This window comes from Kribbella sp. NPDC023855, assembly GCF_040639475.1.
Taxonomy (GTDB): Bacteria; Actinomycetota; Actinomycetes; order Propionibacteriales; family Kribbellaceae; genus Kribbella.
In genome coordinates this window covers 828103-842327 of sequence record NZ_JBFAAA010000003.1, presented here as the reverse complement: position 1 = coordinate 842327, position 14225 = coordinate 828103, and the positions used below count along the sequence as shown (strand labels likewise).

At 66.2% G+C, this 14225-nt stretch carries 19 protein-coding genes and 9 tRNA genes; 8 read left to right on the top strand and 20 right to left on the bottom strand.

Features of this window, described 5'->3' with window-relative positions:
- Positions 1 to 96: 96 nt before the first annotated feature.
- Positions 97 to 294: a hypothetical protein gene (locus AB0F51_RS14965; protein WP_360279516.1), complete on the bottom strand. Its 198-nt coding sequence runs from the start codon at positions 292 to 294 to the stop codon at positions 97 to 99.
- A 38-nt stretch (positions 295 to 332) separates the two neighbouring features.
- Positions 333 to 415, bottom strand: a tRNA-Tyr gene (locus AB0F51_RS14960).
- Positions 416 to 542: 127 nt separating this feature from the next.
- On the opposite strand from AB0F51_RS14960, the gene AB0F51_RS14955 reads away from it, so the two are divergent.
- Positions 543 to 1358, top strand: coding sequence for an MBL fold metallo-hydrolase (locus AB0F51_RS14955; protein WP_360279513.1), 816 nt, complete (start codon positions 543 to 545; stop codon positions 1356 to 1358).
- A gap of 24 nt (positions 1359 to 1382) precedes the next feature.
- On the opposite strand, the gene AB0F51_RS14950 is transcribed toward AB0F51_RS14955, so the two are convergent.
- The 11 genes from AB0F51_RS14950 to AB0F51_RS14900 all read right to left on the bottom strand — a co-directional run bounded on the left by AB0F51_RS14950 (position 1383) and on the right by AB0F51_RS14900 (position 5544).
- Positions 1383 to 1472, bottom strand: a tRNA-Ser gene (locus AB0F51_RS14950).
- Positions 1473 to 1555: 83 nt separating this feature from the next.
- Complete coding sequence (locus tag AB0F51_RS14945) at positions 1556 to 1942, bottom strand: hypothetical protein (protein ID WP_360279510.1); 387 nt, start codon at positions 1940 to 1942, stop codon at positions 1556 to 1558.
- Between the two features lie 5 nt (positions 1943 to 1947).
- Positions 1948 to 2568: a hypothetical protein gene (locus tag AB0F51_RS14940; RefSeq protein WP_360279507.1), complete on the bottom strand. Its 621-nt coding sequence runs from the start codon at positions 2566 to 2568 to the stop codon at positions 1948 to 1950.
- Positions 2569 to 2702: 134 nt separating this feature from the next.
- The gene (locus tag AB0F51_RS14935) at positions 2703 to 3845 is read right to left on the bottom strand and encodes an RtcB family protein (protein WP_360279739.1); all 1143 of its coding nucleotides are present in this window, start codon (positions 3843 to 3845) and stop codon (positions 2703 to 2705) included.
- Positions 3846 to 4162: 317 nt separating this feature from the next.
- Positions 4163 to 4235 (bottom strand) — tRNA-Gln (locus AB0F51_RS14930).
- Positions 4236 to 4266: 31 nt separating this feature from the next.
- Positions 4267 to 4713 carry an HNH endonuclease gene (locus AB0F51_RS14925; RefSeq protein WP_360279504.1) on the bottom strand — a complete coding sequence of 149 codons (447 nt, stop codon included), beginning with the start codon at positions 4711 to 4713 and terminating at the stop codon, positions 4267 to 4269.
- Positions 4714 to 4796: 83 nt separating this feature from the next.
- Positions 4797 to 4870 (bottom strand) — tRNA-His (locus AB0F51_RS14920).
- A gap of 2 nt (positions 4871 to 4872) precedes the next feature.
- A tRNA-Arg gene (locus AB0F51_RS14915) sits at positions 4873 to 4946 on the bottom strand.
- Positions 4947 to 5092: 146 nt separating this feature from the next.
- Positions 5093 to 5168: transfer RNA gene (locus tag AB0F51_RS14910), tRNA-Pro, on the bottom strand.
- 91 nt (positions 5169 to 5259) lie between these two features.
- A tRNA-Trp gene (locus tag AB0F51_RS14905) sits at positions 5260 to 5328 on the bottom strand.
- 72 nt (positions 5329 to 5400) lie between these two features.
- Positions 5401 to 5544, bottom strand: a complete 144-nt coding sequence (locus AB0F51_RS14900; protein WP_360279501.1) for a hypothetical protein — start codon at positions 5542 to 5544, stop codon at positions 5401 to 5403.
- A gap of 178 nt (positions 5545 to 5722) precedes the next feature.
- Between AB0F51_RS14900 and AB0F51_RS14895 the strand changes: the two genes are divergently transcribed.
- Positions 5723 to 6118 carry an NUDIX domain-containing protein gene (locus AB0F51_RS14895; RefSeq protein WP_360279498.1) on the top strand — a complete coding sequence of 132 codons (396 nt, stop codon included), beginning with the start codon at positions 5723 to 5725 and terminating at the stop codon, positions 6116 to 6118.
- A 125-nt stretch (positions 6119 to 6243) separates the two neighbouring features.
- Positions 6244 to 6319: transfer RNA gene (locus AB0F51_RS14890), tRNA-Thr, on the top strand.
- A gap of 203 nt (positions 6320 to 6522) precedes the next feature.
- On the opposite strand, the gene AB0F51_RS14885 is transcribed toward AB0F51_RS14890, so the two are convergent.
- The gene (locus AB0F51_RS14885; protein WP_360279496.1) at positions 6523 to 7302 is read right to left on the bottom strand and encodes a hypothetical protein; all 780 of its coding nucleotides are present in this window, start codon (positions 7300 to 7302) and stop codon (positions 6523 to 6525) included.
- Positions 7303 to 7577: 275 nt separating this feature from the next.
- Here AB0F51_RS14885 and AB0F51_RS14880 point away from each other — a divergent pair.
- Positions 7578 to 7654, top strand: a tRNA-OTHER gene (locus AB0F51_RS14880).
- 109 nt (positions 7655 to 7763) lie between these two features.
- On the opposite strand, the gene AB0F51_RS14875 is transcribed toward AB0F51_RS14880, so the two are convergent.
- Entirely contained in the window at positions 7764 to 7910 is a 147-nt protein-coding gene (locus tag AB0F51_RS14875; protein ID WP_360279494.1) for a hypothetical protein, read from the bottom strand.
- Between the two features lie 146 nt (positions 7911 to 8056).
- Between AB0F51_RS14875 and AB0F51_RS14870 the strand changes: the two genes are divergently transcribed.
- Positions 8057 to 8671, top strand: a complete 615-nt coding sequence (locus AB0F51_RS14870) for a VOC family protein (protein ID WP_360279491.1) — start codon at positions 8057 to 8059, stop codon at positions 8669 to 8671.
- A 4-nt stretch (positions 8672 to 8675) separates the two neighbouring features.
- Here the strand turns inward: AB0F51_RS14870 and AB0F51_RS14865 are convergent, their stop codons facing one another.
- On the bottom strand, positions 8676 to 9347 hold the full coding sequence (locus tag AB0F51_RS14865) for a GAF and ANTAR domain-containing protein (RefSeq protein WP_360279488.1): 672 nt from the start codon (positions 9345 to 9347) through the stop codon (positions 8676 to 8678).
- A gap of 390 nt (positions 9348 to 9737) precedes the next feature.
- Here AB0F51_RS14865 and AB0F51_RS14860 point away from each other — a divergent pair, with 390 nt between their 5' ends.
- Complete coding sequence (locus AB0F51_RS14860; RefSeq protein WP_360279485.1) at positions 9738 to 10607, top strand: family 16 glycosylhydrolase; 870 nt, start codon at positions 9738 to 9740, stop codon at positions 10605 to 10607.
- A 10-nt stretch (positions 10608 to 10617) separates the two neighbouring features.
- Here AB0F51_RS14860 and AB0F51_RS14855 read toward each other — a convergent pair whose 3' ends face one another.
- Together AB0F51_RS14855 and eno are read right to left on the bottom strand one after the other, a co-directional pair.
- The gene (locus AB0F51_RS14855) at positions 10618 to 11250 is read right to left on the bottom strand and encodes a LysE family translocator (RefSeq protein WP_360279482.1); all 633 of its coding nucleotides are present in this window, start codon (positions 11248 to 11250) and stop codon (positions 10618 to 10620) included.
- 29 nt (positions 11251 to 11279) lie between these two features.
- A complete protein-coding gene (gene eno / locus AB0F51_RS14850) occupies positions 11280 to 12563 on the bottom strand; it encodes a phosphopyruvate hydratase (protein WP_360279479.1) in 1284 nt (427 codons plus the stop codon).
- 91 nt (positions 12564 to 12654) lie between these two features.
- Here eno and AB0F51_RS14845 point away from each other — a divergent pair, with 91 nt between their 5' ends.
- Together AB0F51_RS14845 and AB0F51_RS14840 are read left to right on the top strand one after the other, a co-directional pair.
- A complete protein-coding gene (locus AB0F51_RS14845; protein WP_360279476.1) occupies positions 12655 to 13089 on the top strand; it encodes a VOC family protein in 435 nt (144 codons plus the stop codon).
- A gap of 8 nt (positions 13090 to 13097) precedes the next feature.
- Positions 13098 to 13385, top strand: a complete 288-nt coding sequence (locus AB0F51_RS14840) for a CPCC family cysteine-rich protein (protein WP_360279474.1) — start codon at positions 13098 to 13100, stop codon at positions 13383 to 13385.
- A 21-nt stretch (positions 13386 to 13406) separates the two neighbouring features.
- On the opposite strand, the gene AB0F51_RS14835 is transcribed toward AB0F51_RS14840, so the two are convergent.
- Positions 13407 to 13847 carry an NUDIX domain-containing protein gene (locus AB0F51_RS14835; RefSeq protein ID WP_360279471.1) on the bottom strand — a complete coding sequence of 147 codons (441 nt, stop codon included), beginning with the start codon at positions 13845 to 13847 and terminating at the stop codon, positions 13407 to 13409.
- A 38-nt stretch (positions 13848 to 13885) separates the two neighbouring features.
- Positions 13886 to 14194, bottom strand: a complete 309-nt coding sequence (locus tag AB0F51_RS14830; protein ID WP_360279468.1) for a hypothetical protein — start codon at positions 14192 to 14194, stop codon at positions 13886 to 13888.
- Positions 14195 to 14225 lie beyond the last annotated feature (31 nt).

The following is a 14225-nucleotide window of genomic DNA, read 5'->3' as shown; positions in this document are numbered from 1 at the left end:
TGGAGTCGAACCAGGGACCCGGCCTTCGGAGGGCCGGGCGTGCATCCGTCACCAGAGAGCTTTCCGGGTACGCCGGTTCGGCGTACCCGGAGGTTTCTATTCCTCGACCGAGACGACGCGCACCCAGTCGGAGCAGTCGCCTTCGCACCAGACGTGATCGCCGGCGCGCGCGATCCGATCACGCTGCACCTGCCCACAGGCAAGCCGCACCCGCCGCAGGGCATGCCCCTGCCGGACCGGAGCACCGGTCCTACCACCAGGAACCTTCTTCCGCTTGTTTCTGAGATCGGCCATGGCCGGTCCTCCTCTCTCACTGACTGATTTGAACGAAGTGCAGGAGACAGGATTCGAACCTGCTCAGCGCAAAGCAACGGGCTTACAACCCGCCCCACCTCTCCCACGATGGCGCTCCTGCTCGATGTTTCGGTTGTGCGTGCGATCCGGCGCACCGTAGGCCTCCGGACACGTTCGGTGGTTGAGATCTCCCGGGGGTTGACTCGTTGCCCTAGGCAGGCACACCATCCGAAAGAAGGGGGAAAATTATGGAAATCCATCGGATCGGACGCGACGCAGTTGTTCTGAACGACCAGCTCGAAGTGCCGGGGATCGGCTTTCTGGCGGTCAACGCCTATGTCCTGAAGGCGGCCGAGCCGGTGGTCGTCGACACCGGGTTGAGCCTTCCCGACCGGAACTTCGTGGAAGCGCTCGGTTCCGTCATCGATCCGGCCGACGTGCGCTGGATCTGGCTGACGCACCCGGATCGCGACCACACCGGCGGGCTCTTCGACCTGCTCGAGGCTGCTCCCCAGGCGCGGGTGATCACCACCTACATCGGCGCGGGCATCCTCTCGACCGAGCGTCCGTTGCCGTTGGACCGGGTCTACCTGCTCAATCCCGGCCAGTCACTGGACGTCGGCGACCGCACGCTCACCGGTTTCCGTCCGCCGCTGTACGACAGTCCCGCGACGGTCGGCTTCTACGACGACCGGTCGAGGATCTGCTTCAGCTCCGACTGTTTCGGCGCTCCGATGCCGACCAGCGAACTTGCCGGTGGCAACGAGGTCAGGGACGTACCGCGCGACGCGCTCCGTGCCGGTCAGTTGCTCTGGGCAACCCTCGACAGTCCGTGGGTGCACAACGTGGACCAGACGAAGTTCCTCGGCACCGCCGAACCCATCCGTGCCATGGATCCTGACGTCATCCTCAGCACCCACCTACCACCAGCCGCCGGCCAGCTGTCAGAGTTCCTCGACATGCTCGCCACCGCCCCGTCCTCCGACCCCTTCATCGGCCCCGACCAACGAGCCTTGGAGGAAATGCTCGCCAGCTTCGAACCAGCCGCCGGCGCGCAGGTATAACCCACCTCAACTTAAGAATTTTCGCGGTGAGGGCGAGATTCGAACTCGCGGACCAGCCAGCGGCCGATCGACGGTTTAGCAAACCGCTGCCCCTGCCATCAGGCGGACCTCACCCGGCCCGGCCGCCGTGCCCCCACGACGGCCAGGCTCTCCATTGCCCCCGGCGACTCCGGGAGACTGGGCTTTCGTAGTACCGGCTACTGCTGGAGTTCTCCGATGGCGCTGATCGTGGCGTCCGACTTCGGGCAGCACCAGCTGGGCCCTGCCTTCGTCAGCTTCGGCGTCAGCGGATGGGAAGCGGGATGGTCCGGGCACTCCGGCCAGGTCGCGGGAAGCCCACGCCCCGGCAATTCCTCCAGTACGAACTCCTGCACCTGCTCGGCAACGTGCACCAGCCGCCGAGGCTGGTCCATGTCAATCGGCGCAAGCACCCCAGTCCGCCACTGCCGCCCAGCCAAAAGCCAGACCGACTCGTACGCCGGGTCGTCGGTCGCCGGCTCATCCAAGATGTCCAGCTCGATCCCACCGGTGTTCCGAAGATCCCGCACGACAGCGTCCAGCGCGTTCCCAAGAGGTGTCTTCACCCGAATCAGTCTGCCAGTGTGTGGACACGCCCCGCCCAGGTGATGGAGCCGGTTCCACCTCCGCCGAGGTTGTGACGGAAGGTCAGGTAGTCCTGGTAGTCGACGGTGGAGTTCCGCTTCGCACCGCTCATGGTTCCGTGCAAGAGGTAGTCCTTCGGGACCACATGGGGGGCGTTGCGCGGCATCTTCGTGCCGTTCACCCACCAGTCCAGACCTTGCTCGGTGACATTGCTGACGATGATCGCTTTGACGGCCGAGGAGATCGCGTAGCTCCACGCGAGGCGGTCTGTGGTGGAGCACGTGTACTGAAGGGTCAGGCTTCCGTTCGTATCGGACCATCGCCCGTTGCCACCGCACGAGATGTACTCCGGGCCGAGTTGCGCGGGTGCGATTTCGCTGGCCAGCTTCTTGGCGTAGGTGTCGGCGAGTTTGCTGGAGACCGGCTTGTCGAACTTCAGATCGATCGTCGAACGGTACTGCTTCGCAGCATCGGATTCGACATGAACGCTACTGACATTGGTCGGGTCGCTTTGTGGTGAGGCGACGGAGGCTGGCACAGCAGTCACTGAGCCGAGGAGAAGCGTTGCCACGAAGGCGAATGCGGTGGTGGCGCGCTGATAGGACATGACTTCCTCCAGTGGGCGGAAAGTTGCCTGGAGCGCCGAAGCTACGGCTGGCATTCCTTTGTGGGCCAGCGTTTTGCAGGTACCTGCAGCGTTCACGGCCGCCGTATCCCCTGTGTACGGCGGCTGTTCACGTATCAGCCCTTGACGCAGATGACCTGTTTGAGGTGGGCGACTACCTCGACCAGGTCGGACTGGGCGGCGATGACCGAGTCGATGTCCTTGTACGCCGCCGGCAGTTCGTCCAGTACGCCGGCGTCCTTGCGGGACTCCACTCCGGCGGTCTGGGCGATCAGGTCGTCGACCGTGTAGCGGCGCTTCGCCTCGTTGCGGCTCATCCGCCGGCCTGCCCCGTGTGAGGCCGAGTAGAAGGACTGCTCCGAGCCGAGTCCGCGGACGACGTACGAGCCGGTCCCCATCGATCCCGGGATCAGCCCGAGGTCACCGGCACCCGCCCGGATCGCGCCCTTGCGGGTGACCAGCAGGTCGAGGCCGTCGATCGTCTCCTCGGCCACGTAGTTGTGGTGGCACGAGATCGGCTTCTCGAAGGTGATCGGCTGGTCGAACGACTCCCGGACCGCCTGCATCACCAGGGCGAGCATGACCGCGCGGTTCCGCGAGGCGTACTCCTGCGCCCAGGTGAGGTCCTGGCGATACGCGTCCATCTCCGGCGTACCGGCCAGGAAGACCGCCAGGTCGCGGTCCGGCAGGTCGGCGTTGTGCGGCAGCGCCTTCGCGATCCGCATGTGCCGCTCCGCCAGTTCCTTGCCGATGTTGCGCGAACCGGAGTGCAGCATCAGCCAGACCCGGTCCTCGTCGTCGAGGCAGACCTCGATGAAGTGGTTGCCGCCACCCAGCGAACCCATCTGCTGGTGCGCCTTCTTCTCCCGGTCCTGTACTCCGTCGTGCAGGCTGGTGAACGAACCCCAGAACCGGTCCCACCCGCGGTCGAGCCCGAGCTTCCGCACGCTGACCGGGTTCTCGTGCGCCCGGAAACCGACCGGTACTGCGGCCTCGATCCGCGACCGGATCCCGGCCAGGTCGTCGGGCAGATCCGATGCGGTCAGCGAGGTGAGCACGCCCTCCATGCCACACCCGATGTCGACCCCGACCGCGGCCGGCGACACCGCCTGGTACATCGCGATCACCGAACCGACGGTCGCCCCCTTGCCCAGGTGCACGTCCGGCATCACCCGGACGCCGTGCACCCACGGCAGCGCAGCAATGTTCCGCAGTTGCTGCAGCGCCGGCGCGCCCACCTCATGCTCCTGAGCCCACATCAGAGTGGAGCTCTTGGCCCCACTCAGCTCGACCGGGTACTGAACGTTCATCTCCCCACTCCTCTGGTTGGTTGCGGTGAGCCTGGGACTTGAACCCAGACATCCTGTGAAGGATCGGCCGTTTTCGAGACGGCTGCCGGTAGGCCTACGCTCGGCTTAGCTCACCTGGCGTGGAGATCCCGGGTGTCGAACCCGGTGAAGCGACCTTGCAAGGGTCACCCGCGTGCCGACGCGATCCCCGTACTGCGGTTGGCGTGCGCAGTACCGGCTGCTGCGAGTTGTCCGCAGTACCGGTTCCCGCGCTTACGCAGTACCAGCTGCCAGGGCAGGGCTCGAACCTGCGGGACCTCGGGTCAGAACCGAGGGTGGGATTCCGTCACCCACCTGGCATCGCTCTGACGCGGCACCGGTGGGTACGACGTCAGAGTGCTAACTCGGCACGCGAGGGGATCCACGGTTGCCACAGCAGTGGCATCCCGGCTTCCTCGGGCGTGCGGCAGCCCTTCTTCTCGTTGCAGGACGCGTGGGCGGCGACGGCGTTCAGCCACTCGCCGCGCCCGCCACGGGACCGGGGTACGACGTGGTCCATCGTGGTGGCGCCCGTTTGACCGCAGTACGCACAGCGGTACTTGTCACGCTTCAGTACGCCGAGCCGCGTGTACTGCAGCCGGCCGGACGCGTAGCGCCACTTGGTCACGACGTACCGGACCAGGCGGAGTACCCGGGGGAAGGGGAAGGGACCGATGCTGGCGCCGTCATGCGCCTCCTCGACGACAGCGACCTCCCGGACGAGCATCCGGATGGCGTGCTGCACCGACACGACGTGAAGCTGCTCATATGAGGCGTTGAGCACGATGACACCGCTCATGCGTGGTACCTCCTCTCCTCCAGTGTGCCCGACAGGTAGTTGCCGGGTCGGCTTTTCCGGTGCGGCTTGCGCGGTTTACTCAGGGTGTCCGGCGGGACTCGAACCCGCTTCCTCCGGGTCCACCACCCGGTGCCTCGACCGCTTCAGCCTCGGACACAGCACGCCCGGCAGGATTCGAACCTGCACCCTCCTGCTTCGTAGGCAGGCACTCTCTCCAGTTGAGCCACGGGCGTTCACCGGCCCTGCGCCGGATGTTCGGATTTCCGGCGCAGGGCGCGTGCGTGGGTGACGGCGGCTGGTCAGAGCCTCCCCTGACCGCTGCGCGTCGACCCTTGGTTTGGCGCTCGCTCGGCCGGTAGCAGAGCATCCTGCGTGCGCCTGGTCGAGCTGGGGAGATTCGAACTCCCGTTCCCCTCATCCCAAATGAGGTGGCCTGGCCGCTGGCCCACAGCTCGTTCCCCCCGGCGCCCTTGGTGGGTGCCGGGGTATTGCAATGGCATATCCAGTTGTCAATTCTTCGCATTGCGGTCCGTGGACAGCAAAAAGCATCGGTGGAAGGAATCGAACCCTCGCAGCACGGGTTTGGAATCCGGCTCGCAACCATTGCGCACCGACATGACGGTAAAAACAAAAGAGCCGCCTGATCCGGGCTCTCCCGGCTCTGGCGGCTCCTGCTGATCTGGATGATCAGTCAGATGGACCGCCGGACGCCGGGCTGGGCTTGCCCGCGAACTGGTGCAGATCGGCGTACTGGCGCACGGATCGCGAGCAAGCAGGCAGGACGAAGCGCTCTTCGCGCCACTCCATCCCGAACTCTTGCTTGCCGGTCACGGTGCTCTCCTAGTCTGTTGGTCCTTGCGGGCATTAGTTTCACCCGCCGACGTTCCCTAAGTCAATGCATTTCTCAAAACTTCTATTCCCCGGCATTTCCGCCGCGCTGGTACGCCGGTACGACGCGCGCCGCCTGCCCGCCGGTTCCGCCCTTTCCGTCCGGTGCGAAGATGGCGGAATGATCGACAAGGTGGCCTGGATCGAACTCGTGGACGGCCGTGTGCTCAGCACGAGATCCAAGGGCAAGGACACGTACTACCTCCCCGGCGGCAAACGCGAACCCGGCGAGTCCGACGTCGAGACGCTGGTCCGCGAGATCTCCGAGGAACTGTCCGTCCAGCTCGACCCGGCGACCGCAGTACACCTCGGCACCTTCGAGGCCCAGGCCCACGGTCACCCGACCGGCGTCACCGTCCGCATGACTTGCTACACCGCCCAGTACTCCGGCACGCTCGCCGCCGCCAGCGAGATCGCCGAAATCGTCTGGCTCTCAGCCGCCGACACAGCCCGCATCGCCCCGGTCGACCACCTGATCTTCGCCCACCTCCAAGCCACCGGCCTCCTCCACCGCTGACCCGGTGCAGGCGCTCCCACCTCGCGCCCGCCTGCGCCAGTAGCCCGGTTCCGGACCCCGATTCGGTATCCGATTCGGAATCAGCCCGCCCTCCCGCTACACTCTTGCATCGGCCCTCGGGCCACGCCGCCTTAGCTCAGTCGGCAGAGCGTCTCACTCGTAATGAGAAGGTCGTCGGTTCGATTCCGACAGGCGGCTCCACACGAACCCCCAGGTCAGAGGCCAGTTCCTCCGCCCGGGGGTTTCTTCATTCCAGCAGCCGTGGTGAGGGTCGTGGTGCGAGTGGGCCCTATCATCCACCGCATGGGCAAGGAGAAGGCGAAGTCCATGCGGTCTGCAGGCCAGATCGCCCTGACCTGCGCATATGCCCTCGGAGAGGTGACCTGCGGCCGGAGCTGCCGTCATCAGGCACTGTGGGCCGGTAGTTCGGGGGCCAGGTCGTCGATCAGCTCCTGAAGGAGTGCTGCGGCAAGCTCGTCGGGGCCGCCGGCGTTCCGCAACTCCTGCTGGAACTTGGCGAGCTCGGCAGGCACACGGCGTACGGCTTGCTGCCAGTGCGAGCGGAGGAAGAGCTGGGCTGCGGGACCGAGCACCGGTCGCAGCAATCCCCGGCCGCGGACCGTCAATGACGCGGTCAGCAGGGAGGTGCGGGAGTCCTGATCGTCGATCCGCACGACCAGCTCGGCCCGGGCGAACTTGTGCAGCACGGTGCCAACCACCTGGGGCGCCGTGCCCGGTGCGGGCGGCAGCCCGTCGAACGCGACGGTTGCCCCGCCGTCGATGGGTCCACTGAGCAGCTTGACGATGTCCGGAAGCATCACCCGGAACTCGACCCGGAGCTGTTGCGGATCCATCGGCCGCGTCACCGCCAGCGAACCGTCCACCGCCGCCTGACGGAGGCGGATCGCGAACTGCGTGCTGTCGTCCGCGGTGAGCTCGATCGCCACCGGCTCCTTGACGGGCTGGTCGGCGTCGATCGCCGAGACCATCGTGTACCGGGCGCCGACGCGCGGATGCTCCCCGGCGTCCAGGTGCAGGCCTTCGATGCGTCGACCGTCGTGAACCAGGAACCCGCCGTCGCCGAACGACAAGGCCCGGGCCCGCTGCAGGAGCCGGGGGATCGCGGCCACCACCAGTGGTGCCTCGGGCCGCTCGATCGGCACGCTCGCGACAAGTTTGGCCATGCGGCGGATGCTAGCCCGCCGCGAGGCCAGCCCGGTCCACCTTGGACAGCGTACGGCGGTTGGGACTACAACAGTCTGGCTGGCAGCTGGGAGATGACAGTCACGGAACGCCGCTGGCAATGGAGCTGAGCCCGCAGTCCACCTTCGAGTACCGGACATCACACCGGGGATCCAGGTCAACTCGTAGGCCGCGGACGTGGTGCAGGATGTGGTGCGAACTCCTCGAAACGTATGGTGGAATTCGAGTGCGGTGCGGGCATTCGTGTTGCTAGAGCGCTGCTAGGTAAAGGATGCGACGCTGAGCGTCCTCCTCGTGAGAAGGTCGTCGGTTCGATTCCGACCGGCGGCTCCACACGAACCCCCAGGTCAGAGGCCAGTTCCTCCGCCCGGGGGTTTCTTCGTGCAAGCACTCGTGGTGCGGGTCGTCCGGCCGCGCGCCGACCTCGAACCCGCTAGTCGGTCTAGTAGCGCTCCTGGGTGAGCTTTTTGGCCTTCTTGTAGGACACGGCCTTGCCCGTGTTGACCTTCGCTTCGATCTTGTCGAGCTTCTTGTCGTTCTTTGCTTCCTTCTTGGCCTTCTTGTCCGAGGTGCCTTTGCCCCAACCCATGGTGGCTCTCCTTCTGTCAGTTCCGGTCTGGTCCACCTTCTGACGACAGGAGTTCGCGGCCGGTTCCACCCAGATCCAGTTCAATTCGCTGGTAGCGGGAGGATGCGATGCTGAGCGTCGTGGGTTCCGGCCGGTTGGGAGGGTGCATGCTGATTGACCACCTCGTCTATGCGCATCCTGACCTCGATGCTGCTGTGGCCGCGATCCAGCGTCGCTTTGGGGTCGAGGCTGGTGGGGGTGGCAGCCATCCGGGGCGGGGTACGCATAACAAGCTGCTTGGGTTGGGGGAGCGGACCTACCTGGAGCTCATCGCGCCGGACCCCAGCCAGCCAGAACCGGCGACGCCGCGGCCTTACGGAGTCGACGGCGTCACGCAGGGCGGTCTGGTCGGGTGGGTTATCGCGGTCGAGGACATCGAGGCGGCGCGGGCGTACGCGCGCTCGCACGGGTTCGACCCAGGTCCAGTGATCGACGGGCACCGGGAGGACTCAAACGGCAGGCTGTTGCATTGGCGGCTGACCGCCAACGCCCAGGTCGCTGGTGTGATTCCGTTCCTGATCGACTGGGGAGACACCCGCCACCCCGCGATCGATGCGCCAGCCGGTCTCACCCTGCGCTCTCTGTCGATCGAGCATCCTAGGCCGGCCGAGATCGAGACAGCACTGGCTGCGATGGGAGCCGACGTCGAGATCCGCCAAGCACCTCACCCCGCCCTGGTGGCCCGGATAGCCGGCCCCCACGGCGAGACGGAACTACGCTGACGAATCAGTTGGGAAGACCGCCGGTGGTGATGACGTAGCGGGCCACCTCGCGGAGGCGCTCGTTGCGGGCTTGGGAGTAGCGGCGGAGTACGCCGAAGGCCTGGACGGCGTCGAGGCCGTAGCGCTCCATCAGTCGCCCGACCGCCTGGCCGACTTCCTTGCCCGAGTCGACGGCTTGATGCAGGGAAGTCTCCATCCGGGCCGAGCAGATCGCGATGGAGGCGTGCAGTGCGAGCAAGTGGGCAGCCTCGCGGTCGCCGTCGTTGAAGACGAACGGTTCCGAGGAGATCAGGTTCAGGGCGCCGCTGGTGGCATGCGTGGTGAACAGCCGGATCGCCAGCACGCTGCGGATCCCGTTGGCGGCGGCGGTCGGCGCCCATTGGGGCCAGCGAGTGTCGGTGGCGGTGTCTGCGACCAGTACGTCGTCGTGATCGGTGATGACCTGCAGGCTCGGCCCCTCGCCGAGGTCGATCTGGAGCTGGTCAGCCTTGGTGATCGACTCGTCGGTCGCGGCAAAGGTATGAGCGTGTTTGCGCTGCATCAGCAGGACCGAAGCGTGGTCGTAGTGCAGTGCTTCGACCGCGAACTGCAGGACAGCGTCCACCGCGCCCAGAACGTTGCTCTGGTTGTGCAGGCTCATCGCCAGGTCGCCGAAATCGCCGGCTTGGTCGGTCATCCGTGTTTCTCCTTGCGCGGACAGGCTGTGGCAGTTCTGGACCCAGCAGAGGTCCAGTTGTCGGATCAGAACAGCTGTGGAACCGTGCGTCGACGCCTTGAGACGGGTAGGGAACCAGCGAAGGGGACAGCCGCGCGCGCTGGTGTCTCAACGCGTGCGACCTGGTGCGCCAGTGGTCTCGAGCCCGCTAACGAACCTGCCGCGCATAGTGCCCGCCGTTCGGGATGCGCAACCTCACGTCTCGGCTGGTGAGATGGGTGACGGTTTTGCTCAGTGTTTGCTCAGCGGAAATCCGGTTTGCCTCTTGCCTGATTTCGCCTTGGAATGAACGGGTTTCGGCCACTTGGACCGGGGGTTGTGTTCCGCTGGAACATGGCCTTTCCTTTCCGCATGAAGAACATCAGCCGCCGCTCCGCGCTGGGAATGTTCGGCGCGGCCGCCCTGGTTCCGGTCACAGCCGCTCCACCCGCCCACGCGCGGCCGGCGGCTCCGGCCGCCAGTTGGGAGAACGTCGTCGAGAAGACCTCGTTCAGCAGCCGCACCGCCTTCGAGGCCGAGTGGAACTACCTCTATCCGTGGGGTGACACCCACAACGGCGCGGCCAAGATGGTCAGCAGCCAGATCTCGCTGTCGGGCGGGATCCTGACGCTGAAGGCCACCCGCCTGGCGCAGCCGGCCGGCACGAGCCCGCACGACCCGAAGGCGCCGCTGTGGTACCGCTCCGGCGCCGTCCACGCCAAGGAACTGATCACGGTCGACGACCAGTTCCCGGCGTACAGCATCGAGGGCGAGTTCCGGACCCAGACCGGAACCGGGATCTGGCCTGCCTTCTGGACCACCGGGACCGGTGACGCCTGGCCGCCGGAGAGTGACATCCTGGAGTACGTCGGCGACGCGACGAACCTGTTCAACACCTGGAACCGCGACGGCTCCGATCCCGGCACTGATCCGGACGTCGAGCGCACCCCGATCAGCGGGCACGATCCGAACGCCTGGCACAAGTACCGCATCTGGATCGAACGCGACGGCAGCACCGGCGACGTACTGATCGACTACTACTTCGACGACGTCTGGAAGGCCACCCATCGCGGTGTCGGCTGGGTCGGCGTACCGCAGCGCCTCATCATCAACCTCCAGATGGGTTCGTGGGCCTCCGGTATCGAACCGGGCGGACCCGGTTGGGCCCAGCAACCCGGCCCTTCCGGCGACACCTACTTCCGGGCCCGCAACGTGTGGTTCGGCCGCACCCGCAACTGGTGACCCTTGAGACTCATCTGGTGGCGAGGGCTGTCCGGATGCCCAGGGCGATCAGGACGGCGCCGGAGATCCTCGACATCGCAGTACGGAGAGTCGGGGATTGGAACGCGCGCCGCGAGAGGTGCACCGTGCCGGCCCAGATGAAGAGCCAGCCGGCGGCGACCATCACGTGGACTGCGCAGAGGAGCATGATCTGCGGCAGTAACGCGTGGTCGCGATCGAGGAACTGGGGTGCGATGGTCAGGTAGACCGCGGCGGCCTTCGGGTTGAGGACGTTGCCGAGGTAGCCCTGGACGATGTCGCCGCGGCCGTTCCAGGGCAGGGAGCGAGGCTTGGGTGACGCGGCGCGGGTCGCGGCTGAGCGGGATGCCCAGATTGCCTGGACTCCGATCACGATGAGGTACGCCGCGCCGACCAGCTTCACCACAGTGAACGCGGTCGACGACTTCATGACCAAGGCGGAGAGCCCGGCGCCGGCGAGCAAGGCGTGGGTCACCAAGCCGAACGACGTACCGGCAATCACTCCGGCGCCGGCACGGAGACCGGTGCCGAGCACGCGCTCGGTGACGAGAGTGAGGCTCACTCCTGGGGTCAGGCAGATCGGCAGGACGGCCAGGCCGAATCCGAGGAGCGCCAGCCAGTTCATCACCGCACCTTACCCAACGGGCGGCCGGGTCAACTTCGCAATCCGAGGGCAGCCGCACCGGCGTACCGGGCTGAGGTTCCGAGTTCTTCCTCGATGCGGATCAGTTGGTTGTACTTCGCGGTGCGGTCGGAGCGGGACAGCGAGCCAGTCTTGATTTGGCCGCAGCCGGTGGCCACGGCGAGGTCGGCGATGGTGGTGTCCTCGGTTTCGCCGGAGCGGTGCGACATGACGACGGTGTAGCCGGCCTGGTGGGCGGTGGCGACCGTGTCGAGAGTTTCGGTCAGCGTGCCGATCTGGTTCACCTTGACCAGGATGGAGTTGGCGATGCCGTCGTTGATGCCCTCGCGAAGGAGCGTCTCGTTCGTACAGAAGACGTCGTCGCCGGTGAGCTGGATGCGGTGGCCGAGCTTGGTGGTCAGCGATCGCCAGCCGTCCGCGTCGTTCTCGGCCATCGGGTCCTCGATCGAGGCGATCGGGTACCGGGCAACGAGCCCGGTCAGGTAGTCGACGTGCTCGGCGACGGTACGGCGTACCCCCTCGCCGGTGTAGTCGTAAATGCCGTCGCGGAAGAACTCCGAGGAAGCCGGGTCCATCACCAAGGTGATATCGGTGCCCGGCTTGTACCCGGTCCGCTCGATCGCCTTGAGGACGAACTCGAGCGCCTCGTCCGCGGTCCGCAGCTGCGGGGCGAACCCGCCCTCGTCGCCCACGCCCGTGTTGTGGCCGGCGGCAATCAAATCGCGGCGCAGGGTGTGGAAGACCTCCGAGCCCATCCGGACCGCCTCGGCGAACGTCGCGGCGCTGATCGGCGCGATCATGAACTCCTGGAAGTCCAGCGGGTTGTCGGCGTGCGCGCCACCGTTGATGATGTTCATCATCGGGACCGGCAGGGTTCGCGCGTTCGCGCCGCCCACATACCGATAGAGCGGCAATCGATGAGCCGCGGCTGCAGCTTTTGCCGTTGCCAGCGCGACACCCAGTACTGCGTTCGCGCCCAGGCGCGCCTTGTTCGGCGTACCGTCCAGCTGGATCAGCGTCTCGTCCACACCGGCTTGATCCTCGGCATCGAGCCCCTGGATCGCGGCGGCGATCTCCGTCGAGACGGCCGCGACAGCACCCTGAACTCCCTTCCCGTGATAGCGATCGGGGTCGCCGTCCCGCAGCTCCACCGCTTCCCGAGCCCCGGTCGAAGCCCCCGACGGCACCGCCGCCCGCCCCAAGCTCCCATCGGCCAACACGACATCCACCTCAACCGTCGGATTCCCCCGACTGTCAACAATCTCCCGCCCCACAACCCTGCTGATGACAGTCATTCGCACCCCTCCGCCTAGTAAGTTCCTATCGGGAACTCTATCGCAAGAATGGTGGGTGGAGGTGGGGGTGGTCCGCGGCTATGGTGGGGCGATGGCGTCGGTCAGGCAGGTTCAGGTTACGTTCGACTGTGCGGAACCGGAGCGGGTTGCCCGGTTCTGGTGTGAGGTGCTCGGGTACGTCGTGCCTCCGCCGCCACCCGGCTTTGGTAGTTGGGAGGAGTTCAATCTGTCCCTCCCCGCTGAGCGGCAGGACTCCGCCTTTGCGTGTGTTGATCCCGAGGGGATTGGCCCGCGGCTGTTCTTCCAGCGGGTCCCCGAGGGCAAGGTCGTCAAGAACCGGGTGCACCTCGACGTACGGGTTGCCACCGGACTCGTGGGCGAGGAGCGTCTCGCCGTACTCGAAGCCGAATGCGCCCGACTCGTCGCGCTCGGCGCGGAACGCTACGAACTCCTCGTCGCCGACGGTTACAACGAGTCCTGCCTCGTCATGAAAGATGTCGAAGGCAACGAGTTCTGCCTCGACTGAGCGGCCGGATGAGCTCCTTCGTCAACGTCTTCAAGCCGGCCGGCGACGGTCCGTACGGCTGTCCTTGCTGCGGCTACCTGACCCTGGGGGAGCGGGGAGGGTTCGAGATCTGCGATGTGTGCTTCTGGGAGGATGACGGCCAGGACACGCACGATGCCGACGTGGTGCGTGGTGGACCCAACGGTCCGCTCAGCCTGACCCAGGCCCGCCTCAACTTCGCGAAGTTCGGAGCTTGCTCGGAACGGCATGTCGCGCACGTCCGCCCGCCCACCGCCGAAGAACATCCACTGCGCTGACCTATGCGCCGAGGTGTTCGGCTAATAGGGCTCTGACGTCGGTGGGTAGAGGCCGAGGTTGTCGAAAGCGTCTGGGGTGGCCCAGAGGAGTTCGAAGGTGTTGTTGGGGTTGTGGGCTTCTGCTTCGGGGCCGGACAGGGTCGGCGTACCGGCGACGTCGGTCATCAGGAAGTACGACGCGGGCCGGCCGTTGTGGGTGCTGGTCCACAGCAGGCGGTCGATGCGAGCCGTGAGTGTCGTCTCCTCGGTCAACTCCCGTACTGCGGCCACTTCGGCGCTCTCGCCTTCCTCGACGTGCCCACCGGGCAGGACCGCATAGTGGTGCCCAGGACACTCCGGCCCAGCCAGATCGCCGCCTACACACATAGCGCAGTCGCCCGCGGCGTCAAGCCGCAGGTACCGCTTGATCACCAGCGCCCGCCCACCATCAACAACCACAGCCACAGCCCTCGGAATCGGCACACGCAACACGATCCCAGACCCCTCCGACAAACCCCGGTTCAGACGTTCTCGCGGTGGCGAGGTGGAGGGCTGGGTTTGGTGTGGGCGCGGATGACCGCGACGATCCAGGTCAGGAAGCCTGTGGCGAGACCGGCGGCCGTGCCGGCTGGGACGTGGTTGGCGAGATGGCCGAGGAGAGCGCCGAGGGTGCCGCCGAGGAGCAGGACGATGCTGAGCAGGCCGAACGAGTCGTTGCCAAGGTCTCTGAGGCGTTTGTCGAGGGGCTTGCGGCGGCCCATCAGCAGGAAGGTTTGGGCGCTCAGGACGACCGCCAGCAACAGCAGGAGCAAGTACCCCGTGGTGCCCATGGTGTCGATGCTCGCATGGCCAGGAGGTCTC